Source organism: Bacteroidota bacterium (assembly GCA_005882315.1).
Classification (GTDB): Bacteria; Bacteroidota; Bacteroidia; order Chitinophagales; family Chitinophagaceae; genus VBAR01.
Window position 1 is genome coordinate 407,205 of the sequence record VBAR01000002.1, and the last position, 22,999, is coordinate 430,203.

General features: G+C 37.8%; 20 protein-coding genes. 18 read left to right on the forward strand and 2 right to left on the reverse strand.

The window, feature by feature from the left end; all coding sequences use genetic code 11:
* The first annotated feature begins 94 nt into the window (after nucleotides 1-94).
* From E6H07_12950 to E6H07_12995, 10 genes are all read left to right on the forward strand, one after another.
* Nucleotides 95-973: a hypothetical protein gene (locus E6H07_12950; protein ID TMI63676.1), complete on the forward strand. Its 879-nt coding sequence runs from the start codon at nucleotides 95-97 to the stop codon at nucleotides 971-973.
* Nucleotides 974-1,009: 36 nt separating this feature from the next.
* Entirely contained in the window at nucleotides 1,010-1,900 is an 891-nt protein-coding gene (locus E6H07_12955) for a hypothetical protein (protein TMI63677.1), read from the forward strand.
* Between the two features lies 1 nt (nucleotide 1,901).
* A complete protein-coding gene (locus E6H07_12960; protein TMI63678.1) occupies nucleotides 1,902-2,843 on the forward strand; it encodes a 6-bladed beta-propeller in 942 nt (313 codons plus the stop codon).
* 11 nt (nucleotides 2,844-2,854) lie between these two features.
* The gene (locus tag E6H07_12965) at nucleotides 2,855-5,224 is read left to right on the forward strand and encodes a hypothetical protein (GenBank protein ID TMI63679.1); all 2,370 of its coding nucleotides are present in this window, start codon (nucleotides 2,855-2,857) and stop codon (nucleotides 5,222-5,224) included.
* 161 nt (nucleotides 5,225-5,385) lie between these two features.
* Nucleotides 5,386-7,227: a hypothetical protein gene (locus E6H07_12970; protein TMI63680.1), complete on the forward strand. Its 1,842-nt coding sequence runs from the start codon at nucleotides 5,386-5,388 to the stop codon at nucleotides 7,225-7,227.
* A 28-nt stretch (nucleotides 7,228-7,255) separates the two neighbouring features.
* Nucleotides 7,256-8,368, forward strand: coding sequence for a DUF5009 domain-containing protein (locus E6H07_12975; GenBank protein ID TMI63681.1), 1,113 nt, complete (start codon nucleotides 7,256-7,258; stop codon nucleotides 8,366-8,368).
* A 179-nt stretch (nucleotides 8,369-8,547) separates the two neighbouring features.
* Nucleotides 8,548-9,687: a glycoside hydrolase family 27 protein gene (locus E6H07_12980; protein TMI63763.1), complete on the forward strand. Its 1,140-nt coding sequence runs from the start codon at nucleotides 8,548-8,550 to the stop codon at nucleotides 9,685-9,687.
* Between the two features lie 51 nt (nucleotides 9,688-9,738).
* Nucleotides 9,739-11,034, forward strand: a complete 1,296-nt coding sequence (locus E6H07_12985) for a hypothetical protein (protein TMI63682.1) — start codon at nucleotides 9,739-9,741, stop codon at nucleotides 11,032-11,034.
* 225 nt (nucleotides 11,035-11,259) lie between these two features.
* Complete coding sequence (locus E6H07_12990; protein TMI63683.1) at nucleotides 11,260-12,663, forward strand: DUF839 domain-containing protein; 1,404 nt, start codon at nucleotides 11,260-11,262, stop codon at nucleotides 12,661-12,663.
* A gap of 78 nt (nucleotides 12,664-12,741) precedes the next feature.
* On the forward strand, nucleotides 12,742-14,178 hold the full coding sequence (locus tag E6H07_12995) for a hypothetical protein (protein TMI63684.1): 1,437 nt from the start codon (nucleotides 12,742-12,744) through the stop codon (nucleotides 14,176-14,178).
* A 35-nt stretch (nucleotides 14,179-14,213) separates the two neighbouring features.
* Here E6H07_12995 and E6H07_13000 read toward each other — a convergent pair whose 3' ends face one another.
* Both E6H07_13000 and E6H07_13005 read right to left on the reverse strand, forming a co-directional pair.
* Nucleotides 14,214-15,089, reverse strand: a complete 876-nt coding sequence (locus E6H07_13000) for a helix-turn-helix domain-containing protein (GenBank protein TMI63685.1) — start codon at nucleotides 15,087-15,089, stop codon at nucleotides 14,214-14,216.
* Nucleotides 15,090-15,124: 35 nt separating this feature from the next.
* Nucleotides 15,125-15,997 carry a helix-turn-helix domain-containing protein gene (locus E6H07_13005; GenBank protein TMI63686.1) on the reverse strand — a complete coding sequence of 291 codons (873 nt, stop codon included), beginning with the start codon at nucleotides 15,995-15,997 and terminating at the stop codon, nucleotides 15,125-15,127.
* Between the two features lie 251 nt (nucleotides 15,998-16,248).
* Here E6H07_13005 and E6H07_13010 point away from each other — a divergent pair, with 251 nt between their 5' ends.
* The 8 genes from E6H07_13010 (at nucleotide 16,249) to E6H07_13045 (ending at nucleotide 22,979) form a co-directional block, all read left to right on the forward strand.
* Nucleotides 16,249-17,034, forward strand: a complete 786-nt coding sequence (locus E6H07_13010; GenBank protein ID TMI63687.1) for a creatininase family protein — start codon at nucleotides 16,249-16,251, stop codon at nucleotides 17,032-17,034.
* A 3-nt stretch (nucleotides 17,035-17,037) separates the two neighbouring features.
* Entirely contained in the window at nucleotides 17,038-17,424 is a 387-nt protein-coding gene (locus tag E6H07_13015; protein TMI63688.1) for a RidA family protein, read from the forward strand.
* Between the two features lie 24 nt (nucleotides 17,425-17,448).
* Nucleotides 17,449-18,414, forward strand: coding sequence for a 3-hydroxyacyl-CoA dehydrogenase family protein (locus E6H07_13020; protein ID TMI63689.1), 966 nt, complete (start codon nucleotides 17,449-17,451; stop codon nucleotides 18,412-18,414).
* Complete coding sequence (locus E6H07_13025; protein TMI63690.1) at nucleotides 18,411-19,586, forward strand: muconate lactonizing mandelate racemase; 1,176 nt, start codon at nucleotides 18,411-18,413, stop codon at nucleotides 19,584-19,586. Before E6H07_13020 ends, E6H07_13025 begins: the two co-directional genes overlap by 4 nt.
* Nucleotides 19,543-20,469, forward strand: coding sequence for a DMT family transporter (locus tag E6H07_13030; protein ID TMI63691.1), 927 nt, complete (start codon nucleotides 19,543-19,545; stop codon nucleotides 20,467-20,469). Before E6H07_13025 ends, E6H07_13030 begins: the two co-directional genes overlap by 44 nt.
* Before the next feature lie 3 nt (nucleotides 20,470-20,472).
* Nucleotides 20,473-21,393, forward strand: a complete 921-nt coding sequence (locus E6H07_13035; protein ID TMI63692.1) for a dihydrodipicolinate synthase family protein — start codon at nucleotides 20,473-20,475, stop codon at nucleotides 21,391-21,393.
* Entirely contained in the window at nucleotides 21,393-22,103 is a 711-nt protein-coding gene (locus E6H07_13040) for an RraA family protein (protein TMI63693.1), read from the forward strand. The genes E6H07_13035 and E6H07_13040 overlap by 1 nt, the downstream gene beginning before the upstream one ends.
* Before the next feature lie 96 nt (nucleotides 22,104-22,199).
* Nucleotides 22,200-22,979, forward strand: coding sequence for an SDR family oxidoreductase (locus E6H07_13045; protein ID TMI63764.1), 780 nt, complete (start codon nucleotides 22,200-22,202; stop codon nucleotides 22,977-22,979).
* The last annotated feature ends 20 nt before the right edge of the window (nucleotides 22,980-22,999 follow it).

Sequence of the window (22,999 nt, forward strand, 5' to 3'; positions counted from 1 at the left end):
GGTTAAAAAAGTATACATCATAAATAAATTATAAGACATTTTTGCATTTTCAAACTGATAAATTTGGTATCGCTTCTTATTTCAAAACTAACAAATGAAACAAAAGAAATATCTGATGGCTCAAAGGCTGATGTTTCTTTTTACCCTGCTTTCATTTAGTATTATTTCTGCCCAGGAAAATAATAAACCCCGAAAATGTATATTGGTATTTGGTGCTCACGCAGATGATGTAGAATCAATTGCTGGTGGCACCTTTGCCAAATATATTGCTATGGGCTATGAAGGAATTTACGTTGGGGCAATAAATAATCTTGCAGGATGTAGTTTGGAAAGGACACCTTATTTTAAAGGGGCACCTCTTTTTACCATTTCCAACTCACCACATAAATACCCGGTTGATGCACTTGAAACAAGCCAAATACGGGAGGAGGAGGCTTTACACGCTGCTGCTGTATTTGGGGCAACGCCGGTATTTCTGAATTTTAATGAGCCATGGTTTTCGATGGGCCGAAAACAGATTGATTATGGTACTAAACAATATCTTCAGTTTTCACCCACCGGAAGGCGTTTGATCAGTATTGCAACTATTGTATCTGCGGATGTAAATGTTGTCTGCGACCTGCTCCGGAAATATCAACCTGAAATAGTAATTACTCATACTTTAGGTGGTGAAAAGCTTGATCATGGAAATGCTGCTTATCTTATCTACCTGGCATTTAAAAAAGTAATGAAAGAAAAAGTTCCTGTAGGTAAATTATGGATGCCGCCAAGGGGATGGCTTTCGGAAAGTTATAGAGGAAAACCAGATGTCCTTATCGACGTGAAAGATTTTCTAAAAACCAAATATGCTGCTTATGATAAACATGTAAGCCAAAATGGGGGATTTGGAAGGGACTATGTTCTTAGCAATAGAAAAAAAACCTATAATGATGAAGTGGAAGAATTCATTACTGTGATCGATAATACAAAATAATATTTCTGTGATACAACAGAAACTAAAAATTCTAAAATGAAGAACTTTAATTTATCACGATCGGGCTGGATTGTATTCATCTTTGTTCTTTACTCAACGCAGATAATTGCTCAAACAAAAGAAAAGCCACGTAAATGCATCCTGGTGTTTGGTGCTCATGCTGATGATGTGGATGAGAATGCCGGTGGCACTCTTGCCAAATATGTTGCTATGGGTTACGAGGGCATTTATGTTTGTGCGATCAACAATCTTGACGGATGTAATTTGGAAAGAACCCCCTGGTATGATGAGGGACCCAATTTTACTATTTCCAATTCACCACATAAATATAGTGTCGACGCATTGGAGACAAGCCAGATCCGTGAAGAGGAAGCAAAAGCAGCAGCAGCCGTATACCCTGCAACGCCGATCTTTTTGAATTATAAAGAGCCAACATTCTTTATCGGGAGAAAAATGGTTTATTATGGTGAGCCGGCATACGATGCATTCGATCCGCCGGGACGTCCGCTTATTCCTATTGCTACTTACATGGACTCGGAAGTTGATTTTGTTTACGAGTTATTAAAAAAGTATCAACCGGAAATTGTGATCACACATACTATGGGTGGTGAAAAAATGGATCATGGCAATACGGGGTATCTTATTTACCTCGCATTTAAGAAGGCGATGGAAAATAATGTTCCTGTTGGTAAACTATGGATGGTAGTTAACGGATGGTTATTAGATAAGACTGCTCAGCAGAATGGAAGAGGAAAACCGGATGTTCATATTGATGTAAAAGAATATTTGAATACAAAATATACAGCGCTTAATAAACATATCAGTCAGAATGGTGGTTTTGGAAGAGATTATGTCACCGGGAATGAGACGCAGCCAAAAGAAAAGGTAGAGGAATTTATAACCGTAATAGATAATACAAAAAAGTAAAATGAAAAAGTATCAACTCATTTCTCTAACTATTGGTTCGGTGCTGTTTTTATTTGGTTCGGTGGATGTAATTGCACAATCCAATGTCGCAATGATAAAAAAGTGGGGAGAGTTTGGAGACAAACCCGGACAGTTTAAATTTCCCACAATGATAACTACAGACAAAGTATCAAATATTTATGTAGTAGATCAACACAATCATCGTATTCAAAAATTTGATTCGGATGGTAATTTTATGTTGATGTGGGGGAAATTTGGAACTGGTGCCGGAGAATTTAATTATCCATATGGTATTGCAATTGACTCCAAAGGGGATGTATATGTATCCGACATGAACAATAATCGTATTCAGAAATTCTCATCTAAGGGTGATTATATTTCTTCAGTCGGCTCTTATGGAACAGGCGATGCAGAATTAAAATACCCGTATGGGATAGCTATTGATGGGAGTGATGTTCTGTATGTGATAGATGCATTTAATTACAGCATAAAGAAATTTTCTTCTGATCTTAAATTCATTTCAAAATGGGGCTCACCGGAAAGCATCGGTATCAAATTATATATGCCACATGAAATAGCGATAACAAAAGACGGGAATGTCATCTTAAGTGACCGGCAAAATCACCGTCTTGGTGTTTTTACTAAAGATGGAAATTTAGTAAAGCGTATCGGTGAATATGGCGAGGGAAAGGATGCAAAAGGAGGACAATTCAGTGAGCCACATGGATTGGCTGTAAATGCCGGGGGAGACATCTTTGTCACAGACCGTTATAACTTTCGAATTCAAAAACTAAACTCGAATGGGACACCACAAGTACAATGGCTTGCTTCGGGAATTTTTGAGGATGATAAATATTTCCCCTTGGGAATAACAATAGGAAATGAAGGATCTGTTTATATCACCGATCATTATGCTCATTGTATTCAGAAGTATAAATTATAGAAAGTAAGATCATGAAAATAAAAATTAAGGGTTTCCCGCTTAGTCTATTCTTATTAGCATTTTTATTTATGAGTTGCACCAGGATGATGGCGATGGATAAGCCCCTGATATTTCCTATTCCCCAACAACTCCAGGTTACCAATGAATCATTTGTGTTGGACGAATCAATTTTAATTGCCACTCCTAAAAATGCGAGTGAGAAAGATATTGCTCTTGCACGTTTGCTTGTAAAGGAATTGAGTAATAAGTATGGTATTGCATTAAAGATCCAAAGCGTTGACGCAATTCCAAAAGGAAAGAAGGTTGTAATGATGGGAACTCTTACTAATGCATTGATAAAAAAGTATTGTGCAGACAATCGTATTTCGCTAACAAAACAAAGCCCGGGAACTGAAGGATACATTCTGCATGTAAGTAGTAATTTAATTGTTATCGCTGGTTGGGATGATCATGGTGCATTCTTCGGGTTTCAATCTTTACGTCAATTGCTTCAATCAGGCAATGGCAAAGTAGTGCAGGGAGTTAAAGTCAGAGACTGGCCTAATCTTCCTTTCAGGGCCATAAGAATGTATGTGCCCGGTCCTGATAACATTGCTTACTTAAAAAGATTTATGAGCGATTTTATGGCGCTCTATAAATATAATAAGATCATTATTGAATTCAATTGTATGCGGCTTGACAACCATCCTGAAGTAAACACGGGATGGCAGGAGTTTGTAAAATATATGCAGTATACACGTTCCAACTCATCGCAGGGATTGTATGGAGAAGAAAAAAACTCAAGTCATTATGATGCAGGCGATGGATACATCATAGAAAAAGCTACAGTAAGAGACCTGGTGAAATTTGCAAATGATAATTTTCTGGAGGTCATTCCTGAAATTCCTTCACTTACACATGCTTATTACCTGCTGACAAAACATCCTGAGTTAGCTGAATATCCCGGTGACACGTGGCCCGACACCTACTGTCCATCCAATCCAGCAAGTTATAAACTTATGTTTGACGTGTATGACGAATACCTTGAAGTAATAAAACCGAAGATGGTTCATATAGGTCATGATGAATGGTGGGGTGCACCTATTGGTGTTTGTCCGCTTTGCAGGGGAAAAGATTATTCCAAATTATATGCACAGGATGTAACAAAGTTGCATGATTATTTTGCCAGGAAAGGAATTAAGATAGCCATGTGGGGAGATTACCTGCTTGAAAGTGTACGTGAAAAAGGTACACAAAAAAGAACCTCATCAACCGGCGTTAAATATGAAACGCCGGGAGCAATGCCTCCCTCAGTTGTAAAAGAAATGATGCCTAAGGATATTCTAATATTCAATTGGTTCTGGATCGATCAGGAAAAAGAAAAAGAATTGAATGATTTTGGATTTACACAGCTTTACGGAAATTTCACACCAAACATCAGCGACTGGGATCAGCGAATCAAGAAGATCAAACTTGCTGGCGGTGCTCCTTCTTCGTGGGCGATGACAAACGATTTCAATTATGGCAAAGATCTGATACTGGATTTTCTTGGTTGTGCAAATTTGTTATGGTCAAAGCATACGATTAAACAGATCGATCTTCCACCTGTTGTATGGGCATTAATACCTTCTATCCGGGCAAGTTTGAAAGGTAGAAAGATCCCAAGTGAAGATGGAAATGTTGTTGAACCGATTGATATTTCCTCAAAATATAATTTATCAAAAGATTCAAAAGTTTTTAATGTTGATTTGAATAAAATCACTTCAGGTGAAGTAAAGGAAGGAACAAAAGTTTTCAATTTGAATAATGGATCATCATCTTCCGCAAGGTGTGTAATAGCTGTGGGTGCAGAAGGCAAAGAAAAAAATTCTCTTCCCAATAAAATTGAAAACATTGCTGTGAATGAAGATGTGAGTAGTCTTATCTTTTTGCATGCATCTGCATTGCCTGCCGGAAATCAAAAAGCATATTTTAATATCCCCAACATGTTTGATTCCCCTGATCTGTTGGGTTGGTATGAGATAGTATATGAAGATGGATACAAAGACATTATCCCGATTCAATATGGGGTAAATATTTTAGAATGGAATCCCGGTGGGGAAAAAAGCCTGGATACGTTGGAAGGCGAGACAGGTGCTCCTCAAAAAGCTTATTGTTATGAAGCCGATCCGGTTAACTGTTCTGCCGATGTAAGTAATATTAAATTCTTTGCTTACGAATGGGTGAATAAACGTTTTGGCAAAGTGATAAAGGAGGTCAACCTCTATGGCACAAACCATTACCAGGCATTGCAACAGGACTATGGTGCAGTTGAAACGGCACTTATGGAAAGTAATGCGATCCTGCTTGCTGGCATCAGTAAAGTAATAAAACGGGAACCTTATAAGCCGAGAAGTAAATAAAAAGTTCTGGACTATTTTTTTGAACCAACTCTGATTATGGATAATCTCCATGATCATTTATATAGTCTATGTTAAAAAAGTATACACATTAAATTGATTATCGAATATTTCATCCCTGATAACAGGATAAATTTATGCATCACTAATTTGAATAATTGCTTATGAAAAGGAATATCCATTTGTTATTCAACTTTATTTTTTTTCTTACCCCTTTTGCAATCACCAATGCCCAAACTCAAAATAAGGTCTCCAAAATAAATGTTGCTGAAAAATATGATCCGCTTTACTGGTTAGAAGGAACGTTTGAACATTCACGAATGGAAAGCATTCCATCCGATGCCGAAATATCTGCTAAAATTGATAATGCTCATGCTAAAGGATGGCGCGGTGTCACTTTTTGGGGAGCCGATCGTGCCGGGACAAAAATGAATTATTATTTTAAATCTCCCTTTCTTGAAAAACAAGACTGGGCAGTATTTAAAAGAGACGGACTCAGTTCAATAGTTAAGGCTGCACATAAAAAGGGGCTTAAGGTAATGATCAACATTGAGGGTGTGAATCCTTATCACTGGGCAGAAAATCAATGGACCCCTGAGACTATAAAAGCTGTTGCAGAAGATATTGCTGCCACGGGGGTTGATGCAGTTTTTGAAGAATGTTTTGAAGTAAAAGCAGATGTATTTGTCTCGCTTGCAAGAACACTGAAGAGCCTTGGCGTTACTTATATTTCCGGTACCGATCCTATGTTGCTAAGAGAGGGAAACTTTGCATCCTTATGGCCCGAAACAGGTACGATCGATATTTATAATTACTATGTTAAAAGAGATAAGATATTTAATATAGCCACCTTGACCCAGCATGGTTCACTGGGATATGGATGGGCAAAATATTGGGGTAAGCCTACTTCACTTATTTCTCCTATAAACCGAAACTGGGGTATAGCGGCTGATTATTCGCCGGCAGTTGTTCCTTATTTGTGTATGATAAGAGCTTTGCAATTCAGGCTTGAAAATTTTATCATTTTTGGTGGAGGTGTGTTTGATCAAAAATCAAATCTTGATTGGATAAAACAGTATGTTGACAAGCAGGAAAAAGACAGGCCTCTTATGAATATTGTGGTTCTGCTGGATAAGGAAACAAACTATTCTGGTAGTGAAACGGGTAATTCAGGCTGGAACAGATTATTTAACTCCGGTGATGCAATCACTTCGGGTGCAATGAATGCCGGATACAATATTATTGTGAGTGATAAAGTTCTGCCGGCGGACGCATATTGGATATATGCACGCGGCGGAAAAAACGATGAACTGCCTTCTGATGTAGTAGCATTGTTCAATAACAAGGCGCCTGTTTTCATACAAGCAAGCAGCGGTTTTCCTAACGGCCCGGGTATCAACCCGGGCTGGGGGACCGCATTGGAAAAATGCGGGATTGATGGCACAAAAAAATTCAAATACGCCGGGGGAAGTGACAATGCAGCGGAAGCATCGCTTCCAGAAAACCAAGAGGAAGAAATACCATACACAGGCTATTACAAAAATGTTTACCTGAGATTTACCGGCAGCGATGCGCAGCGTGGAATGGACCTGCGTGCAGGCACTGTTATTCCTAAAGATGCGATCAGCGGAAAAATTTACTGTGCACCAAACAAAACCTATGGAAGAGGTCCATACATTGTTGGTAACAATAATAAATATTTAGTAACTGCAACTTCTTTAAATTGGGAAGTTGCTTATCCGATCTCTGATCTTCTTTCTGGTGGCGGAATACTTCCATCATCAAATGTTTGGGGTATTGTAGGAAAAAATGTAACAGCACTGCTAGCTATTGAAACTACAGAATTAGAGATGACGATTCCCGGACTTGCTGATGGATCAAAAATTCATGTAGTCATCTGGGATAATAAAAAGAATAAAAAACTGGAAGAAACAGTTACCTACAAAGCACCTTACAAGCATATGCTTAAGGAATATGATCTTATCATGATTGATGCAATAAAATAACTCACCTTTAATTTTTTACTTGTAAGACATGACGGATACCAGGATCAGTTCAGTTGCTGGCAATAAAAGATTAATGTGTGTTGATGCATTGAGAGGGTTTGATATGTTGTGGATCATTGGAGGCGGAGATGTGATCATTGCTCTTGCAAAAGCTTATCCCACTCCCTTTTTTAATACACTGGCTGAACACTTCGATCATCAGTGGGGGCAATTTCATTTTTACGATATCATCATGCCTCTCTTTATGTTCATAGTCGGTGTTGTAATGCCTGTTGCTTTTAAAAACCGTCTTGAAAAAGGTAATAGCAAGAAAAAGATCTATTTACATGTCTTAAAAAGAGTTCTAATACTTTATATACTTGGTCTCATTGCTTCGGGTAAATTACTCGACCTCGATATAAATACAGTTCATCTCTGGACAGATACTCTTCATGCTATCGCCTTTGGCTATCTTATCAGTTCAATTCTGATCCTGGAATTAAATATAAAATGGCAGATCGGTGTCACGTTAACTTTATTATTGGCCTATTGGGCTGTTATTGCATTAATACCTGTGCCCGGATATCCGGCAGGGATGTTTGAACCAACTGTAAACTTGCCCTTGTATGTTGATAATCTTGTATTGGGTCATTTCCAGGAAGGGCAAGGCTGGACATACATTTTAACAAATATGACATTTGTATGTTCTGTTATGCTTGGTGTTTTCGCAGGAAGAATTTTACTTTCTTCTCAACCTGAAAAAAAGAAAGCGGGTCAATTAGCACTATTGGGGATCGGATGTTTAGTGGTTGGTAAAATATGGGGAATATGGTTTCCGATCATTCATCATTTATGGACAAGCTCACTTGTTCTTTATGCAGGAGGCTGGAGTTGTTTATTATTAGCTGTGTTCTATTTAGTGATTGATGTTTGGGGATATAAAAAATGGGCTTTCCCTTTTGTTGTAATTGGAATGAATGCTATCGCTGTTTATGTTGCCACACATTTGTTTCACTTTACGCTTATAGGAAATGTATTTGTAGGAGGACTCACAAAGTGGCTGGGACCCTGGAATGAATTTGTACAAGAGCTTGCAGGACTTTTAGTGATCTGGTTAATTCTCTATTGGATGTATAAAAAGAAGACATTTATTAAAGTATAAAAATTCAGAAAAACTATATGCAAAAATTTAAAGCTAGTATTATTCTTATTGCGATCATAGTTGGTACCTTTTTGATCCAGGGATGTAATGGAAAAGGTAACACCGGAACAAGTAATACCGAAGCGGGTGCTAAAACAGTTGACAGCGCTGTATTGTCAAATCTTGCCAGGACTCCACCAATGGGTTGGAATAGCTGGAACCCATTTGGACAAAATGTGAGTGAACAGGTGATCCGGGAAACTGCTGATTCATTTGTAAGCACAGGATTGAAAGATGCCGGGTTTACTTATATCGTTATGGATGACTACTGGCATGGGGGAAGAGATTCTGTATCAGGTTTGTTGTATCCCGATCCCAAAAGATTTCCATCAGGTATTAAGGCACTTGCTGATTATGTACACAGCAAAGGACTTAAGTTGGGTATCTACTCAGATGCTGGAACGAAGACCTGTGGTGAAATGCCGGGTAGCTATGGTTATGAAGAAAAAGATGCAAAACAGTTTGCAGAGTGGGGGATCGACTTTCTTAAATATGATTATTGTTTTTGTCCCGATTATGTATCATGGAACAATGATTATAAAATGGCAATTAAAAGGTACAAGGCAATGGGTGATGCGCTAAAAGCAACAGGACGTCCGATCTTATTCAGCATTTGCGAGTGGGGCCCGCGTTCACCATGGCTTTGGGGCAGGGAAGTTGGTGGTCAAATGTGGCGCACTTCTTATGATATACATGACTTTTGGGATATGCCGAGGAATGAAACAAGCCCGATAGGAATTCTTACTTCAATAGATGTAATGTCTGACCTGGGAAGGTTTGCAGGGCCTGGAGGATGGAATGATCCCGATATGTTGGTTGTTGGATTAAATAATACCGGGTTTATTAAAGGTGGAGGTTGTAATGATATTGAATACCGCACACAAATGAGTATGTGGTGTATGTTCTCTGCGCCATTAATGATGGGCTGCGATATTCGGAATATGAATGAAGTAACTAAGACCATTCTTTTAAATAAAGAAATCATCGCCATAGACCAGGATACTTTGGGTAAACAAGGATTTAGAGTTATGAGAAAAGATGGTCTCGAAGTTTGGAAGAAGCCACTTAGCGGTGACAGGTTTGCGATCGCATTATTTAATCGCAATTCAACGGCCAAAACACTTACTGCTGCATGGAAGGAAATAGAACTTGACTCAACAATTCGTTATGATGCATATGATGTTTGGAAACATGCTCCTGCAGGTAAGAATTTAGCATCAATCTCTTCCAGCTTAAAACCTCATGAAACCAATGTTTTTGTGTTGTCGGTAAGCAAGTAGGATCAGCAGTAATAAATTTAATTTATACTGAAATTTCTGAGGTGCAAAAAGATGAAAAAAATTAAATGCATATATCAAAGAAATACATTAAAGAAAGTACTTCTTTTTTCATTGTTAATTTGCTTAATTTTTTTTTCTTATTCACAACAACGTTCGGTGCCTGACCTGATAAGGCTGATCACTGATCGCCAGTTTCCAAACAATCCTTTAATTAAAGGCAGTTATAGCAAAGGCACCTGGCTGGATGTAGAGCATGCAACTTTACCAAAAACTATGTATTGGTCGTACCCGGTTGGTGTTGTTCAATTGGGTATGCTGCGCGGTTCTGACATTACTCACGATAAAAATGTATTAAAATATATCAGCGATAATAATAATATTTCTGCAGATGCTTTTTTTTGGATGAGTTGGCAGCTATCAGCTTTCGGTAAAATTCATGATCTGGCTGACATCGAAAAATTATTAAGATTCAAAATAGCAGGTTCCGGAATGTTGGATGATTATGGTGCAATGGGTGCAGCGATCCTTGAATCAAGACTTCGCTATAACGCAAAAATTTCTTTTAACTTATATCAGCTTATTGACACGATCGGATATCTTATCACAAAAAAGCAAGATCGCCTGCCTGACAGAACTTTCTGGAGACCTGATTCACCAGATGGTTCAACTATCTGGGCGGATGATCTATATATGAGTCTTCCATTTTTGGTGAGATGGAGTGAATACAAAAAAGATCCTGCTGCATTAGATGATGCTGCGCTCCAAATAATAAATTATGCTTCTTATTTGCAAGACAAAGATGGTGTTTGGTTCCATGCATATATAAACGGGCCGGATGAAAAAGAGCATAGTTGCTGCAAATGGGGAAGAGCCAATGGATGGGTAACAGTTGCTATTGCAGAAGTGCTTTCGGTTTTACCCAAAGATCATCCGAAATATAAAAAGGTATTGGATATCTGTAAAAAACAAATTGATGGATTGGTCAAACTTCAATCTTCTTCAGGATTATGGAACCAGGTATTGGATCATCCAGAATTATCATGGGGAACTGAAACTTCCTGCAGTGCACAATTTACTTATGCAATAGCAAGGGGTATCAATAAAGAGTGGTTAGATAATTCATATATCCCAATTGTGATAAGATCATTTCATGCTCTTATTGATACTTCGAGAATTTCCGCTAATGGTGATATACTAAAAGTTTCTGCCAGTACTTCAATTGGCAGTGACCTTAACTATTATAATTCAAGACCCGTTGAAGTAGATGATCAGAAAGACAGGCATGGAAGCGGGTCAATGCTGTTGATGCTTGCAGAAATGTATAAGCTCCTTAATAAGATCAAATGATGAGAATAAATCTATACTGACAATGTTATGGCATACGAGTTAGAAAAAATATTTAAGAGGTTAAATGAATAAAACAAAAAGTAAAATCAATTTTACGGGTGTTAAAAAAGTATACATCTTTAACAGATTACTTGATATTTCCCCGACACTAATCGGATAAATTTGGTAGGCTATGCGGTTTATTAAATCAAATTTCATTTAAATTAAAAAGAAAACAAGATACGCATGAATAATTCGAGGAGAGAATTTATACGAAAAACAAGTATTGTAAGTCTTGGATTTTTAGGATTGAATCAGTGTGCTTTGTCCGGATGCAAAGTGAATACAAAGCAAGGGATTGGATTTGGCCCGGTATCTTTTCGTGAGGGTGAGCTACTAAGTTTACCCAAAGGATTTTCAGCTAAGATTATATCCCGGACGGGTGATAAAATGAGTGATGGCCTTTTCTCACCTGGCAGTCACGATGGCATGGGAATGTTTGCATGGAAAGATGGGAAAGTATTGCTTATACGAAACCATGAACTTTCACCCGGCTCTTATGATGAATGTTTTTTTAAAAGTGATAAAACGCTAATTGATAAGATCGGGAAAGACAAATTTTATGATTTCGCAGGAGGCGGCGATAGAATTTGTGTCGGTGGAACAACTACTTTGATCTATGATGAACAAACACAGAAAATTGAAACAGAATACCTCAGCCTGGTTGGAACCGTGAGGAATTGTTCAGGAGGAAAAACACCCTGGAACAGTTGGATTACCTGTGAAGAAACAGAATTTAGAAAGGGTGATGAGAATGGTGCTCTTGAGAAGGATCATGGCTATAACTTTGAAGTTCCTGCTACTGATAAAATAGGTATTGCAGATCCTGTTCCCATTCATGCAATGGGCAAATTTGTTCATGAATCTGTTGCTGTTCATGACGCTACCGGGATAGTTTATCAAACGGAGGATGAAGGGAATGGATTATTATATCGGTATCTGCCAAATGCTACTGGTGCGGTTGGATCACTTCATAAGGGGGGTAAATTGCAATGCCTTGTGATCAATGAATGGAAAAGTGCTGATACACGTAATCGGGAAGGTCAGAATTCAGACTATTTCCCCGAAAAAAAACAGTTCAAGGTATCATGGATCGATTTGGATAATGTAGAATCACTGGATGCGGATTTGCGGCTCAGGGGTCATAAAATGGGTGCTGCAATTTTTTCATCAGGAGAAGGTATGAGTAAAGGCAAAGATGAATTTTTCTTCACAGCAAGTTCCGGAGGAAGAACCGGTAATGGACAAGTGTTCAGATATATTCCCAGTAAATACGAAGGTCAGCCACAGGAAAAAGATGCTCCGGGAAAGCTCGAGTTATTTAGTGAATCAAAGAGTGCAGATACCTTTCGCTATTGTGATAACATCACTGTAGCTCCATGGGGAGATGTTATCATTTGCGAAGACAGTGTTGATGCGAGGATCATTGGTATCACACCTGGAGGTGATGCTTACGTAATTGCAAAAAACATTGGTTTTCGTGAGTCCGAATTTGCGGGACCTGTTTTTTCCCCTTCGGGTAAAACACTTTTTGTAAATATTCAGTCACCAGGACTTACACTGGCTATTACAGGACCGTGGAGATCCTGAGTTTCATATGAATTTGTACGCTGACATTTTGAGAACTGATAATTAAGCAAACCTAAAACTTTAAAAAAATTAAATAACATGAGAAGATTATCCAGAAGTATATGCTTGATTTTCGCTCTCGCTTCTTTTTGTATTGGCAATGCACAACGCACGGAAGAAGTTTATAAAAAATCGCTATCAGAAGTATTGGTTTCTGTTGAAAAAAAATATAATGTCAAATTAAAATATGATGACAGGACAGTCAAGGGATTAAATGTAAGTTATGCTACCTGGCGATTTACTTCAGATATAAAAACTACTCTTGACAATATATTAAGACCTTTGGATCTTATATATCGTGAAGTAGAAAAAAACACTTATGAAATAACACAATATGATTATTACAGGCGGACGGAAGCTGAAGGTAAAAAACACCTGGACGAATTGTTAGCAGCTTATTCAAATGCAAGTGCATTCGACAAAAGAAAAAAAGAGTTACGGGAATGCATTTCAAACGCATTAGGAATAACAAAGAATGCTCAAAGAACACCATTAAACCCGATTTTCAGAAATAAGGTTGTGATGGATGGTTATACTGTAGAAGATGTTGCCTTTGAAAGTATCCCCGGATATTTTGTTACCGGAACATTATACAAGCCAACAAAAGGGAAAGGTCCTTTTCCTGTTATCATTAACCCGCACGGACATTTTTACAACGAACAGGATCCATCAATAGCAATAGATAGCGGGAGATACAGGGCGGACATGCAATATCGATGCGCAGGCCTGGCAAGAATGGGTGCTATTGCTTTTAACTATGATATGTATTCCTGGGGGGAATCTGTTTTAATGACCGGTGATCCATTAGCACATGAAACCGGTTTTGCCGCATCAATACAAACATGGAACAGCATAAGAGCATTAGATCTTCTTTTATCATTATCCGGAGCTGATAAAACGAGAGTAGGTGTTACAGGCGCATCGGGAGGGGGAACTCAAACAATTCTTGTTGCTGCATTAGATGACAGGATAACAGCAAGCGTACCAGTAGTGATGGTTTCTTCAAGTTTCTTCGGTGGTTGTCCATGCGAAAGTGGATTGCCCATTCATGATGAATGCAAGGGGCATAAAACAAACAACGCAGAAATTGCCGCTATGATAGCTCCGCGACCCCTGCTCGTGATCTCTGATGGTGATGATTGGACAAAATCAGTTCCGGGAACAGATTATCCTTATCTGCAAAAAGTGTATGGTTTTTATGGTAAAGAGACAAATGTCGGAAGCGTTTATCTGCAAAATGACAAGCATGACTATGGCATTACCAAGCGAACACCTATGTACAAATTCTTTGCAAAAAACTTTGGGCTGGATTTAAGTGCGATCACAGGAAAAGATGGAAAGATCGATGAGAGTAAGATCACTATCCAAAAGAATAAAGACCTTTTAGTATTTGGAAACTTTCCCTTGCCTGCCAATGCACTAAAAACTCATGAGGAGATAGTTCGGGTCTTTAAAGAAGTTCAGCAGGGGAAATGATTTGGAATGAGTTAAATAGATTTTTATAGTTGGAGTTAAACTGTAATTTTCAAAAACCTGATCCTGTATTCTTTGGGAATAATTCCCGTGATCTTTCTAAAATGCCTGTAAAAGTTTGAAAGGTTATCAAACCCACTCTTATAGCTGATCTCAGAAATACTATAGTTGTTTTCCATTAACAACCTGCACGCATGACCAATTCGTATTTCTGTCACATAATCTGAAAATGTTTTGCGGGTATGATGTTTGAAATATCGTGAGAAAGATGCAACACTCATATTGAGCTTTGTTGCAATTTCCTGGACATAAATTTCATTCGTATAATTTTTCATAATAAATTCAAACACATTGTTGATCTTAGCTGTATCGCCACTGTTATTTGCGAGGTACCCGGTTGACAGCAAAGGTTTCAATTCCCGACTTTGGGATATTCTAATAAGAATCTCAAGCAGACTTAAAAGCCTCTCAGTTGGATTCTCATTGTGCATATCATGTAGCTTACTCACTGTATACTTTTTAGTTTTCCCAAATAATTCCAATGCCAAAGAGGATCTTTCCAGCAGCCTGTGAACTAACTTCATTTCAGGGATATCAAAAAAATGGCTGCCCAGAAAATCTTTTGTAAAATGAATATAGATCGTACCAGCTCCTCCCGGTTTCTTGTCTTTTATACGAAACTCTTCACTATTCCTTAATAGATGCGGGATATTTGAACCAATTAAGGTAATATCTCCCTCCTCAAAATGGGATACATTATCACCAATAAATTTTGTTCCGCTGCTTTTATTTATCATTACCAGTTCATATTCTTTATGAAAATGCCAGGGGTCATTAAAATAATCGCATTCAAATTTTTTATATAAAAAACAGGAGTCTGATGAGAATGGTATTTTTGATAATATAGGTTCCATATGCAAGGGATCTTTGATTTTACAAAATCCAGTTATTATGTTGTGGGTTTTAAAAACCTGTTTTTATATTCTTTTGGAATAACACCGACGACTTTTTTAAAATGCCGGTAGAAGTTAGAAAGATTGTCAAACCCGCTTTGGAAACTGATTTCAGAAATGCTGTAATTGTCTTCCGTCAACATCCTGCATGCATGACCTATCCTGATCTCTGTTACATAATCCGAAAAGGTTTTACGGGTATGATGTTTGAAATATCTTGAAAAGGAAGGGACACTCATGTTTAATTTCGATGCGATCTCCTGGACATAAATTTCTTCTGTATAATTTCTCATGATGAACTGGAATACATGATTGATCTTGTCTGAGTCCCCGCTGGTATTAGCAGAAAAGCCAGGAGATAAGAGAGGTTTCAACTCAGTGCTTAATGATAATCTTACAAGAATTTCCAAAAGACTCAAAAGCCGTTGCGGCGGCTTTTCATCATTCATAGCATACAGCTTATTTATTATGTACTTTTTCGTTTTTCCACGGATATCGACTGCCAAAGAAGGGTTTTCCAAAAATTTATTGGCCAATTTCATTTCAGGCGTGTCAAAAAAATGATTGCCTAAAAAATCTTTTCTAAAATGAATAAAAACAGATCTTGCCTTTAACTTACTATTTTTTGCATAGTATTCTTCATTGTTCCTGAATAAATGCGGGATGTTTGAACCTATAAGACAGAGGTCACCTTCTGTAAAATGGCTTACGTGGTCGCCAATAAACCGGGTCCCTTTGCTTTTGTCTATTAATACCAATTCATACTCTTTATGAAAATGCCACGGGTTAGCAAAATAATCGCACTCCAGGGTTTTAAATAAAAAAGAAGCATCGGATGAAATTGGTAATTTATGCAGTTGAGCCTTCATATATTATATTAACCAGATAGAACGAATTTACACATTAATGTGTTTAAAAAGTATAAGTTATATAATTTTCGCCTTCTGCCTATATTTATTGAGATGGATTAATTCAGAGAACAATAAGTGTTGTTTTATGAAATAGGAGCAACTTTATCCTATCGTATAGGAGTGTTAATAAAGTATACATAATCAATCAATAAATAGAATAATTCAAGGGGCATAATTTTTAATTTTATCAACATTATAATCACCTGGATATGTTAGTTTCAAACGCAAGTTATAAGACCATAAATCAACTCAGAGATAGGGTTATTTTGTTTCCATTGGGTGCTATAGAGCAACATGGACCTCATCTTGCTGTTTCTACCGATACAGATATAGTATCCAGGGTTGCTTTGAATACAGAGCAAAAAATGCCGGATGATATTGTTTTATGCCCAACCCTGCCATTTGGTTCAAGTCACCATCATTTAAATTTTGGGACGCTGAGTGTTTCCAGTACCACTTATACCCAGTTTGTTGTTGAGGTGGTTGAATCAATTCTCAAATTTGGTTTTCGTCGTATTGTGCTGTTAAATGGTCACGGAGGAAATATAACTCCCGTAAGGCAAGCCTTGGCGGTACTGAGTAATAAGTATGATGTAAGTCACAAACCAAATATTGCATTAGTAACCTATTGGGAGTTGGGTGGAAAAGTATTTGCAGGCCAGCCACCTATGCAGAGCCCTGCTTTAAGTCATGCCTGCGAGTACGAAACAAGTATGATGTTGCATCTGTTCCCTGAAAAGGTTTTCCAGGATCAGATTCAACGTGCTAAAAGACCAGATAGCAATGGTTATATACCCTGGGAAGATGACGAACCTTACAAAGGTGTTACAATGGTTAAACGAACAGAATTTATTTCCAGTAATGGCAGCAGTGGAGAACCACAATTAGCAACTGCTGAAAAAGGGAAGTATTTAATTGATCATGCTGTTGGATCTTTAGTAGAGTTTATAACTTCTTTTAAAAGCTGGCCATTTTTGGAAAGCCTGGCAAAATAAAATATGAGCAAAATTGAAATTAAACATCCTGATAAATCTGTAAGTACAGGAGCCTACTCTGCGGGTATCTTGATCGATGGATGGTTATACGTTAGTGGGCAAGGGCCTTTGAATTTATCTACTGGTGAAGTGATACACGGAACAATCGAAGAAGAAACCGTGCTTACTTTATCACATGTAAAGAAGATCATAGAAGCAGCAGGTGGAAGTATCGATGATATTGTAAAATGTACAGTTCATTTAAGTGATATAAACGATTTTGAGAAATATAATGCTGTTTATGCCTCTTTCTTTACCGGTATTAAACCCGCAAGAACAACGGTTCAATCTGTTCTTTCAGATGGGATAAAAATAGAGATAGATGCTGTTGCTAAATTAAAGGTACTGTGAATATTTAAAAAAGCAGAATGATCTATGAGTGATAAAATAAAAATTGGTGTTGTCGGTCTCGGGTTAATGGGAAGCAGTATTGCTACCTGCATTCTGGCAGCAGGGCATAAGGTTACTGCTTTGACAAGGCATATTGAAAAGTCTGATGAGGTAAGAAAAAGAATATTCAATTTTTTAAAGCAACTGCAGGAAGAAGGGGTCTTAAAGGATGATCCCAATAAAATTATACAAAGACTTTTTATCACGGATGATTATTCTTCGTTTGCAGAGCATGAAGTAGTCATTGAATCCATAGTTGAAAATCTGGATGACAAAAAAGAAGTATTTCAGCGACTGGAAAAAGTGTTGTCTTCAACTGCTATCATTGGTAGTAACACTTCCGCAATCCCGGTTACTATTTTACAAAGTGGTTTAAGACATCCCGAACGATTGCTTGGAATACATTGGGGAGAGCCTGCACATGTTTTAAGATTTTTGGAAGTGATATGCGGAGACCAATCGGATGTTAGGTATGCAGAAAAAATAGTGACGCTTGCAGAAGAATGGGGTAAAGAACCTTCATTAGTAAAAAAAGACATCAGGGGATTCATAACCAATAGGCTTATGTATGCAATGATGAGGGAAGGTATCCATTTAGTTGAGAATGGATATGCAACGATTGAAGATATAGATCGTGCATGCAGGAATGATATGGGTTACTGGATAACATTTGCAGGGATCTTCAGATTTATGGATCTCACCGGGATACCCGCATATTTAACCGTAATGAAAGATTTGTTTCCGGAACTTGATAATTCAACCAAGCCTCCCGCTTTTATCGAAGACCTGGTAGCATCTGGCGCAAAGGGAGTCAGTAATGCGAATGGGTTTTATCCATATTCAAAAGAGGCTGCTGAGAAATGGGAAAAACTATTTGTTGAATTCACTTATGATATAAGAAAACTTTCCGAAAAATATCTTCAAAATGGGGAGGAGGTAAAAAAGAAATGAGAACTATCATCGAATCAATTAAAGCAACTGAAGTAATTGTGCCTTCGAAACCGGACAGTCTAAATTCTGATTCGGTGCTGGATAAAGATGAGGCATTTGCCAAAAAATTTTTAACCGGGGCAAGTTGGACAGAATTTGCTATGCAGTCAAAGTGGATCATTGAAATAGAATTGAAAAATGGTTTGATCGGTATAGGTGAAACATATAGAAGCGCTTCGAAGGAGTTAATAGAAGAAGCTATAAAAACCTTTATTGGTTTAGATATTCTGAAGATCAACTGGAGAAGGCTTCCGGTTAATGACCAAAGAATTTATGAAGCTTTTGAAACCGCTATATTAGATGTGCTGGGTAAAATTTTACATGCTCCCGTCTGCCAGATATTGGGTGGCGCCTACAGGGATAGGATTGATTGTTTGGGATGGACAGGCCGAAGGACACCCGAAGATGCTGCACAGAAAGCATATGAAGCAATGAAAAAAGGTCACAAGGCTTTTAAATTCAAATGCTCTGATGAAGATCCGGTTCGCTTATGGACAGATGAGATCAAAAAGAAGTGTGGTGATGGAATAAAAATAATTCTTGATCCAAACCAACGATGGATCAATGTGGAGACAACACTTCGTTTAATGGAGGGCGTCGATAAGAATATTATGCTTGGATTGGAAGATCCGATCCGGCATGAAGATGTGGAAGGCTTTAAATTTCTAAAACAAAATTTAGGTATACCGTTGTACAGGCATATTTCATTGCCCTATACACAAAATATAAAAGATATAATTGCATTTGTAAAGTCCGATGCAGTGGATGGGTATAATTTTAATGGCTCGGCATTCAATTCACTCTTACTTGCCGAAATAGCTCATCTCGAAGGAAAGCAATGCTGGCGTGGTTCAGAAGTGGATCTTGGCATCTCGGAAACAATGGGATTGCATATTGCAGCAGCAAGTATCAATTGCACAATACCGTCTGATATTTTTGGAGAATTGGTAAGAGAGAATGATCTAATAGAAGAGCCAATTCAATTTGAAAACGGTTCCGCACTAGTTCCACCTGGGGAAGGTTTAGGAATATCACTTGACTATTCAGCGCTTGAAAAATATAAAACCGGACAGAGTTTGGTAACAACATATGAGAAAAACAATTATATCCTGGACACTACTGATCGTGTGTAACCTGATGTGGGCACTTCAGTTCACATGCATTAAACTTACACAGGCACAGGTGGGTCCTTATTTCACCGTGTTTGGGCCGATGTTTTTGGCAACTCTTCTTTTAATACCATTTGTGTGGAAAGATTTCAAGAAAGGAAAAAAAGCTTTTAAAGACCTTCTTGTGTTTGTGCCGCTTGCATTGCTTGGAGTTTTTCCTGCCCAGGTATTGATGACGTGGGGCACACAATATTCCCTGGCAAGTAATGCAGCCATTCTTACACTTGCATTACCTGTTATTACTGCAGTGTTTGCTTTTTTTATTCTGAAGGAAAAGATGAACAAGGTACGCTGGCTTAGTTTTATTATCGCAATAATTGGCGTTATACTTTGTTCAACAGGAGATATAAAACAAATGAATTTCGGTTCAAAATATGCACTGGGGAATCTCCTCATATTTATTGCGATACTTGGTAACGCCTATTATAACGTTGGCATTAAAAAAATTGCTGAACGATATACTGAAATGGAGCTTGTGTTTTATACCTATGTCATTATGGTGGTCTTGCTTACGCCTTTAGTATTGTATTATGAACCCGATATTTTTGCAAGGATCCCATCATTTACGCAACAGACCTGGATAGGCATGAGCCTATTGACCTTCTTTCACAATTTCCTTTCAATGATCTTATTCTTCAAAGCATTAAAAGTGCTTGATGCGATACAGGTGGCCTTATCTAATTATCTGATCACTTTTATCGGTTTGCCTGTTGCAGCAATATGGCTTGGTGAAAAATTGAACACACCTGCTATTGTAGGTGGTGTTATGGTCTTTGTTTCTACTTTAATTATCACAATTGTCGATTATAGGATGACACATAAACCGCCAGTTTTAAAAACAGTTTAAAAAATGGATTTAAAAAACAAAAAAGAATTATCGGGTGTAGTACCTATTATTCCAACACCTTTTACAGAAAAGGAAGAAATAGACGAAGATGCTTTAAGACGATTAATTGATTTTGCAATTAATGGAGGCGTTGGTGCAGCATGTTTACCTGCATATGCAAGCGAATTTTATAAACTATCTGACGAAGAGAAATTGCAGGTTGTAAAAATTGCGGTGGACCATTCTGCCGGAAGAATGCAGATCGTTGCGCAATCAAATCATCCATCCTTAAAGATTGCTATTAAATTGGCCCAGGCTAATGTAAAGGTAGGTGCAGATATAATTTCACTGGCAGTGCCACGTATTTTTAGTCTTCCTGAAAATTCTTTGAAGGAATATCTATCCGAATTTATCAAATCGGTACCTGAAACACCCGTGTTGATACAAGACTTTAATCCCGGCGGTTCATCTATTAGTGTTGAATTCATTAAAGAATTGATGAATGAAAATCCAAATTTTAAATACCTAAAGCTGGAAGAACCTTTATGTGCTCCAAAGTTCGAAGCAATTATAAAAGCTACTGAGGGTAAAGTTGGATTATTAGAAGGGTGGGGAGGCTTGTATATGCTTGAATTGATCCCAATTGGAATTGTTGGTGTTATGCCTGGTCTTGGAGTTTCAGATATTTTACAAAAAATATTCGCACTAAGAACAGCAGGTGAAAATGAAAAGGCATTTGATCTTTTTGAAAAAGTGATGCCACAAATATTTTTCTCATTACAAAATATGGAACTGTTTCATTATGCAGAAAAGGAATTGCTGATGGCAAGGGGTGTATTAACCAATAGTAATGTTCGCAAAGCAAGGTATAAGCCAGATGCTTCTAGTGTTTCTTATATCAAGGAGCTAAATAAAAGGATCATAAATCTTGTTAATAATGATTAATGAAAAATAAATCAGCGACATCTTTTTTGTCCAATAAGACATCTACAGCAGATGCTCATCTTTTTGGATTTATAAAAAAACATTTATATGTCGCTGCTGTTTGTGATATTCTTGATGAGCTTGGATATCCTAACCAGGCTATGCATCATCGTTTGCGGCCCCTTTTACCAGATATACGCAATTGCGGGTTTTTGGGAAGAGCAAGGACTTTTCGTTGGATGGATACGAATCACATAGCTGATGATCCGTACGGATTGGAAATAGAAGCAATGGATTCTTTGAAAGAGGGTGATGTTGTAATTCACTCAACAGATCATGCTGGTACCAATGCGCCCTGGGGCGAACTTATGTCAACCGTTGCTAAAAGAAACGGAGTGACAGGCTGTGTCTGCGATAGCCAGGTGAGGGATTGCGTGAAAATAATTGAAATGGGTTTCCCGGTTTATTACAGTGGAATACGTCCACTGGATTCAAAAGGAAGAGCAATTGTAACAGCATATGATGTGCCGGTTCGTTGTGGTGAGGTACTTGTAAATCCCGGAGATATTATCTATGCCGATTTCGATGGAATTGTTGTTATTCCTAAAACTGTTGAGGTTGGTGTATTTGAGAAAGCACAGGAAAAAGTTCATAAGGAAAATTTATCCCGAAAGGAGCTATTGGAAGGAAAAAGCCTCCGGGAAGTTTATAATAAATATAATTCACTCTAAAGCTAATTTATGAAAGAGAAATTGGTTCCTGTTGACATTAAACCGAATGGCCAGGAAAAAAATAAAGTAACACAGGAGAGTCATGGGAATAATAACATGATCGAAGATGCTCCATTAGAAGCATCTGGTAAATACTTAAAATTTGATGGACAGGTAGCCGTTGTGACCGGTGCTGCTTCAGGGTTGGGATTGGCAATTGCCAAGAAACTTCTAATGGAAGGAGCAACTGTTGCCTTACTCGATATTAATGGGGATGGCTTGAATACTCAATTTGCAAAAGATAAAGTTAAGAGCAGGCTTTTCCCTTTTGACATAACCAAACAGGAATTGGTAAACGAGGCTATTAATAAGATCGTTGATGAGTTTGGCCGAATAGATATATTAGTGAATAGCGCCGGTATAACTGGTGAAACCAATTTACTAAGTCATAAAGTTAATGATGAAAATTTACACAAAGTATTTGAAGTGAATTTTATGAGTAGTTTTTACCTGACAAAAGCTATTCTTCCTCATATGGTAAAACAAAATTATGGCCGGATATTGCATATTGCTTCTATTGCCGGAAAGGAAGGTAATGCAGGTATGCTTGCGTATTCATCTTCTAAAGCGGCCGTTATTGGGATGACTAAAGTACAGGGGAAAGAATATGCTGATACCGGAATCACCATTAATGCGCTTGCACCTGCTGTAGTAAGAACGCCTATGGTGGATGCCCTCCCGGAAACGCAAATAAAATATATGACTGATAAGATACCAATGAAAAGATGCGGAACATTGGATGAAGCCGCCAACATGGTTGCATATATTGTTTCAAAGGAAAATAGCTTTACTACCGGATTCACTTTTGATTTATCGGGTGGCCGGGCTACTTATTAAAACTCACCTAATAAGGTTAC